This is a genomic window from Streptomyces bambusae (assembly GCF_019400985.1).
Classification (GTDB): Bacteria; Actinomycetota; Actinomycetes; order Streptomycetales; family Streptomycetaceae; genus Streptomyces; species Streptomyces bambusae_A.
Window position 1 is genome coordinate 1 of the sequence record NZ_WTFF01000369.1, and the last position, 6815, is coordinate 6815.

Annotated in this window: 4 protein-coding genes; all 4 read left to right on the forward strand. The window is 74.9% G+C overall.

Going from position 1 to position 6815, the window contains the following annotated elements; all coding sequences use genetic code 11:
* Positions 1-355 precede the first annotated feature (355 nt).
* Positions 356-2464 carry a 2Fe-2S iron-sulfur cluster-binding protein gene (locus tag GPJ59_RS31635; RefSeq protein ID WP_374200967.1) on the forward strand — a complete coding sequence of 703 codons (2109 nt, stop codon included), beginning with the start codon at positions 356-358 and terminating at the stop codon, positions 2462-2464.
* 119 nt (positions 2465-2583) lie between these two features.
* Complete coding sequence (locus GPJ59_RS31640) at positions 2584-4824, forward strand: xanthine dehydrogenase family protein molybdopterin-binding subunit (protein ID WP_308120593.1); 2241 nt, start codon at positions 2584-2586, stop codon at positions 4822-4824.
* Between the two features lie 190 nt (positions 4825-5014).
* On the forward strand, positions 5015-5551 hold the full coding sequence (locus GPJ59_RS31645; RefSeq protein ID WP_219671357.1) for a hypothetical protein: 537 nt from the start codon (positions 5015-5017) through the stop codon (positions 5549-5551).
* On the forward strand, positions 5551-6815 hold a 1265-nt coding region (locus tag GPJ59_RS31650; protein ID WP_219671358.1), incomplete at its 3' end, for a WXG100 family type VII secretion target. The genes GPJ59_RS31645 and GPJ59_RS31650, both read left to right, overlap by 1 nt.

A 6815-nucleotide genomic window follows, 5' to 3' on the forward strand; every position in this document is an offset into this window, starting at 1 on the left:
CGGCGTCGGTGCCTCGGCCGCGCGCCCCCAGCGCATTCTGGGCGGCCCGGGCGTGGGCACGCCCCTGGACGCGGCCCCCGACATCGAGGCCACCCACACGTACGGCAGCACCCCGCACGAGCCGGCCCGCTACCCGGCCGCCGACGCTGCTGCTGCCGTTGCCTCCGGCTCCGGCTCCGGCTCCGGCTCCGACACCGACCCTGACCTCGCGCCGTACGCCGGTGCCTACGCCGGCGCGACGGCGCCGGCCGCGGCGCACGCGACCGCGGACCCGTACGCCGTACCGACCGGGCACGCGCCGGGTGAGGCCGCGTACGCGCCCCTGGCCGGCCACACCCCGGCGGAGGGCGTCCCCGTGGCGTTCGACGACCGGGCCGAGGACGGGGCCGTCCCTGCGGCCTTCCCGGCCGGGCCCGGCCACACCCCTGCCGAGGGCGTCCACATGGTCGCCCCGGAGACGTACGCGCCGGCCGAGGGCGTCCACGGGGCGTTCGAGGGCGACCCGTCCGGGTTCGACGCGGCCCACGGCGTGGGCCCGGCCCAGGACGGGGCCGGCCGCGAGCTGTTCGCCGCCTCGGCGGGGCACACGCCCGCCGAAGGCGTCCAGGTCGCACACGGGGCGCACGCCGAGGCCGGGTACACGCCGGCCGAGGGTGTCGCGCTGGCGTTCATGGCCCCGGCGCACACGCCCGCCGAGGGCGTACACCTCCCGCCGGGTGCCGGCGAGGACCACGCGTCCCACCCGGGCCACGTGCCCGCGGAGGCCGCCGCGCCGGCGTTCGACGCCCACGGACACGGCCCGGTGTCGGCGCTGGCCGGCACCGCGACGTTCGCCGCCGGGGCGGGCCACACCCCGGCGGAGGGGATCTACTTCGATCCCGAGGCGCACGCATTCGACCCCGAGGCGCACGCGACCGGTGCGGGTCACACGCCCGCGGAGGGGATCTACCTCGGGCCCGAGGCGCACGCGGCCGGCGCGGGCCACACACCGGCCGAAGGCACGCCGTCGGGGTTCGACGCGGCTCACGGCGGCGGCCCGGCCCGGGACGGTGCCGGCCACGAGCTGTTCGCTACCGGTGCCGGGCACACGCCTGCGGAGGGGATCCACCTCGGTCCTGGGGCGCATGGGCCCGGCGCGGGCCACACGCCGGCCGAAGGCACGCCGTCGGGGTTCGACGCGGCTCACGAGGCGGGCCCGGTTCCGGACGAGGCCGGCCAGGGGCCGTTCGCCGCCGGCGCCGGTCACACACCTGCCGAGGGGATCCACCTCGGTCCCGAGTCCTACGCGGCCGGGGCGGGCCACACGCCCGCCGAGGGGGTGCACCTGGCCTTCGACGGGCTCGTGGCTCAGGAGTCGGCCGCGGTCACCCCCGCCGGAGACCGGCCTGCGGACCCGGACGAGGCCGCGCACGACCACGCGTACGCGCAGGACGCCGCAGCCGAAGCGGATGCCGCAGCCGCAGCCATTGCCGCACCTGAAGCCGTGTCCCTGGGCGACGCCGAGCAGGGCGGCGGCGAGGCCGTGGACGGCACCCGACCGGACGGCGGAACGGACCCCGAGGCGCGTCATGGCGAGCCCGGCGCCGGCGAGCCCGGTTTCGGCGCCCCCGGCCTCGGTGCGCCCGGTCTGGCCGGTCCTGGTCCCGACGGTCCCGAGCTCGACGGCCCCGGGCTCGGCGAGCCCGACCTCCGCCGGCCCGAGTTCGGCGCCCCCGGTGACCCCGCCGCCGACCCCGCCGCCGGAGACGCGTACCCGGCTGTCGACCCGGCCCTCGCCGAGGACGCGTACGACGAGCCCCACCGGGAGCACCCGCTCGCCTCCTACGTCCTGCGCGTCAACGGCGTCGACCGCCCCGTCACCGCCGCCTGGATCGGCGAGTCGCTGCTCTACGTGCTGCGCGAGCGCCTCGGCCTCGCAGGCGCCAAGGACGGCTGCTCGCAGGGCGAGTGCGGGGCCTGTGCCGTGCAGGTCGACGGCCGCCTCGTCGCGTCCTGCCTGGTCCCCGCCGCCACCGCCGCCGGCAGTGAGGTCCGTACGGTCGAGGGCCTGGCCACGGGCGGCGAGCTGTCCGACGTACAGCAGGCCCTGTGCCGCTCCGGCGCCGTCCAGTGCGGCTTCTGCGTCCCCGGCATGGCCATGACCATCCACGACCTGCTGGAGGGCAACCACGCCCCCAGCGAGCTGGAGACCCGCCAGGCCGTCTGCGGCAACCTCTGCCGCTGCTCCGGCTACCAGGGCGTCGTCGAGGCCGTCCGCGAGGTCGTCGCCGGCCGCACAGCGGCAGCCGAGGCGGCAGCGGCCGAGGCGGCGGCCGACGCGCCGGCCGGAACCGACCCCGCCACCGGCCCAGGCTTCGCCCCCGGCCCCGCCACCGGCACCTTCGCCGACGCCCGTATCCCGCACCAGGCCGCCCCCGGCGAAGGCGGCGTCCACCCCGACCACCACCACGGAGGAATGGCGTGAGCGGGAACGACGCCGCCACGGCGACGCCGACGGCCACGGCGACCGGCGAAGCCGGCCAGCCGGCGGGGGCCGGCGCAGAAGGCGGGGCGGGCGGGGCGCAGCCGTCCACGCCCCGCGGAATCGGCGCCTCCGTCCTGTCCGCCGACGCGCGCGCCAAGACCGAGGGCACCTTCCCGTACGCCGCCGACCTGTGGGCCGAGGGGCTCCTCTGGGCCGCCGTACTGCGCTCCCCGCACGCCCACGCCCGCATCGTCTCCGTCGACACCTCGGCCGCCGCCGAGATGCCCGGGGTGCGGGCCGTCGTCACCCACGCCGACGTCCCCGGCACCGCCACCCACGGCCGCCGCATCGCCGACCGGCCCGTCTTCGCCCACGACGTCGTACGCCACCACGGCGAGCCCATCGCCGCCGTCGCCGCCGACCACCCCGACACCGCCCGCCTCGCCGCCGCCGCGATCGCCGTCGAGTACGAGCTGCTGGACGCCGTCACCGACCCCGAGCAGTCCTTCGCCGCCCCGCCGCTGCACCCCGACGGCAACCTGATCCGGCACATCCCGCTCCGCTACGGCGACCCGGAGGCCACCGGCGAGGTCGTCGTCGAGGGCCTCTACCGCATCGGCCGCCAGGACCCCGCCCCCATCGGCGCCGAGGCCGGCCTCGCCGTGCCCCGCCCCGACGGCGGCGTCGAGCTGTACACCGCCTCCACCGACCCGCACACCGACCGCGACCTGGCCGCCGCCTGCTTCGGCCTCGAACCCGAGCGGGTCAAGGTCGTCGTCACGGGCGTACCCGGAGCCACCGCCGACCGCGAGGACGCCGGCTTCCAGCTCCCGCTCGGCCTGCTCGCGCTGCGCACCGGCTGCCCGGTCAAACTCGCCGCCACCCGCGAGGAGTCCTTCCTCGGGCACTCCCACCGGCACCCGACCCTGCTGCGCTACCGCCACCACGCCGACGCCGAGGGCCGGCTGGTCAAGGTCGAGGCGCAGATCCTGATGGACGGCGGCGCGTACGCCGACTCCTCCGCCGAGTCCCTGGCCGCCGCCGTGGCCTTCGCCTGCGGCCCGTACGTCGTCCCGCACGCCTTCGTCGAGGGCTGGGCCGTACGCACCAACAACCCGCCCTCCGGCCATGTCCGCGGCGAGGGCGCGATGCAGGTCTGCGCCGCGTACGAGGGCCAGATGGACAAGCTGGCCGCCGCCCTCGGCATCGACGGCGCCGAGCTGCGCCTGCGCAACGTCCTGGCGACCGGCGACATCCTCCCCACCGGCCAGACCGTCACCTGCCCGGCCCCCGTCGCCGAACTGCTGCGCTCGGTGCGTGACTTCGAGCTGCCCTCGCTGCCCAAGGACGCCCCCGAGGAGGACTGGCTGCTGCCCGGCGGCCCCGAGGGCGCGGGCGAGCCGGGCGCGGTGCGGCGCGGCGTCGGCTACGGCCTCGGCATGGTCCACATGCTGGGCGCCGAGGGCGCGGACGAGGTCTCGACCGCCACCGTGAAGGTCCACAACGGGGTCGCCACCGTCATCTGCGCCGCCGTCGAGACCGGCCAGGGGTTCGCCACGCTGGCCCGCCAGATCGTCCAGGAGGTCCTGGGCGTCGAGGAGGTCTCGGTGGCCCCGGTGGACACCGACCAGCCCCCGGCCGGCCCGGCGACGCACGGCCGGCACACCTGGGTGTCGGGCGGCGCCGTCGAACGGGCCGCGAAGATGGTCCGTACGCAGCTGCTCCAGCCCATGGCGCACAAGCTCGGCATGTCGACGGAGCTGCTCCAGATCCAGGACGGCCGGATCACCTCCTACGACGGCGCGTTCTCCACCACGGTGGCGGAGGCGATGCAGGGCAAGGAGCTGTGGGCCACCGCCCAGTGCCGCCCGCACCCCACCGAGCCGCTCGACGCCGACGGCCAGGGCGACGCCTTCGTCGGCCTCGCCTTCTGCGCGATCCGCGCGGTGGTCGACGTGGACATCGAGCTCGGCACCGTCCGCGTGGTCGAACTCGCCGTCGCCCAGGACGTCGGCCGCGTCCTCAACCCCGCCCAGCTGCGCGCCCGGATCGAAGCCGGGGTCACCCAGGGCGTCGGCGCGGCCCTGACCGAGAACCTCCGCACCGTGGCCGGCATGGTCCGCCACCCCGACCTGACGGGCTACGCGCTGCCGACGGCACTGGACTGCCCGACCGTACGGATCGTCAAACTCGTGGAGGAGCGGGACGTCGTCGCCCCGTTCGGGGCGAAGGCGGCAAGCGCGGTCCCTGTGGTTACGGCACCGGCGGCGGTAGCCTCGGCAGTACGCGCGGCAACGGGCCGCCCGGTCAACCGACTCCCGATCCGGCCGTCCGCGGCGGTGGCGGGAGCCAACTCTTGACCGTGTGACCCGCATTGCAGCTGCAAGCCGAGGTTGGGACTGTCGGCGCCGATCGCTAAAGTGATCGATGAGTCTGCGTAATTCTGCGCGCGCACGGGTGCGAACGGGAACGGCACGGGGACGGTACGGGGACGGGGAGCGGCGGTGACGCCGCGACAACGGGGAGAGACGGGGAGACGGGGAGGCCGCTGTGGCTGAGGACGTGGATGCGAGCATCTTTGGACTGATCCCGGGGTTCGGGGCGGTCCGCCCGATGCTGGAAGTGGCGAACAAGGGCCTGATCGCCGCGCAGGCGCCGGCCCTGTTCGTCGAGCACGAGTCCATGGTCAAGTACAAGCAGCGCGTGGACGCCCTGCTCGAACAGCTCAAGGACTCCAAGGCCGACTCGGGCAAGATCGCGGACGGCACGCTGGGCAAGGGCGACCTGGGCAAGGGCTTCGCGGAGGCGGACAACCTCTACGCCGCGTACAACAAGGTCCGTTCGGAGCTGGAGAACCTCTCGAAGGGGCTGGCGAACCAGATCGAGGCGCTGGGCATCGCGATCATGGCGTCGAGGGTCGGCTACGAGAACATCGACGACGAGGTCAAGATGCGGATGCGCGCGATCCACGCGGACGCGCAGAAGCATTACGACCCGAAGCGGGACCCGCAGCACAAGGAGAACGCGGCCCAGCAGCCGCAGGCGCAGGGGCAGGGCAACGGCAGCACCGCCGGGGGTGAGATGTAATGGCGACGACGAACTTCGAGGGTTACTCGCACCAGGAACTGCTGGCGATGCTCGCCTCCGTCAACGCGGAGACGGTGAAGTCGCGCGGCCAGCTCCTGAAGGACGCCGAGACCACGATCACGAAGATCGGCAACGACCTCAAGAACCACAAGGTCCAGGGCTGGGAGGGCAAGGCCGCCGAAGCCTTCCAGGAGTGGGTCAACGCCATGGGCAACGCGACCCTCCGCCTGGGCGAGTACAGCAAGACCGGCGGCACCTGGATGCAGAACGCGGCCCAGACCATCGTCGAGGTCAAGGCCAACATGCCGAAGTACGACGCGACCGCGGCGGCGAACTACGAGGCGGCCAAGGAGTTCCGCAACGACCCGGACGCCCAGAAGACGAGCCAGGAGTCCTGGTCGAAGCTGTCGGGCGACCGGCACGAGGCCATCCAGCAGATGACGAAGCTGGCGCAGTCGTACGAGGCGTCGTCGACGCAGATGAACAAGGCGGAGATTCCTACGTTTCCGCCGCCGCCGGACTCCGTCGTGCCGGAAGGCCGTGACGGTGATGTGTACATCTCGCGCCCTGGTGGTGGAGGCGACGGGAGCCGTAACACCAATGTGGGGGACAAGTACGTCGCGCAGCCGCGCGACGGTGGCGGTGACGACAAGCCCGGCTCGATTCCCGGCCACGGGCCCAACCCGGACGCCACCCCGCCGTCCACGACCGGTCCGCGTCCCGACAAGGACGTCGACGTCAACATCGACAGCATCGCGCCGCTGGAGCGGACCCCGCTGCCCGCGACGCCGAATCTTCCGCCGCCCACCACCGGCCCCAACCCGAACACACCCCTGATCCTGCCGCCGACGCTTCCGCCCACCACGGTGGGTCCGAAGACGTCCGGGCCCGGTGGCAAGAACGGCCTGCCCGGGCTGCCCCCGACGACCGGCCCAGGTGGCGGCAAGAACGGCCTGCCTGGCCTGCCCTCGACGTCTGGCCCCGGCGGCAAGAACGGTCTTCCCGGAATGCCGCCGCGTGAGGGCATCAGCGGTGGTCGGCAGGTCCCGACGAACGGCCGCAACACCGGCCTCCCGCGTACCAATGTCATCGGCGGTCCCCACGAGACCGGCCCGACCGGGCGCGGGATGACCGGGACCGCCGGTCCCGGCGGTGCCGGCGGGGACTCACGGGGCCCCCCCGTCACGCCCCGCACGGTGGGCGCGCCGCGCGCGCCGAGCGCACCCGACCCACCACATCACTCACACACCGCACCCCGCTCGCG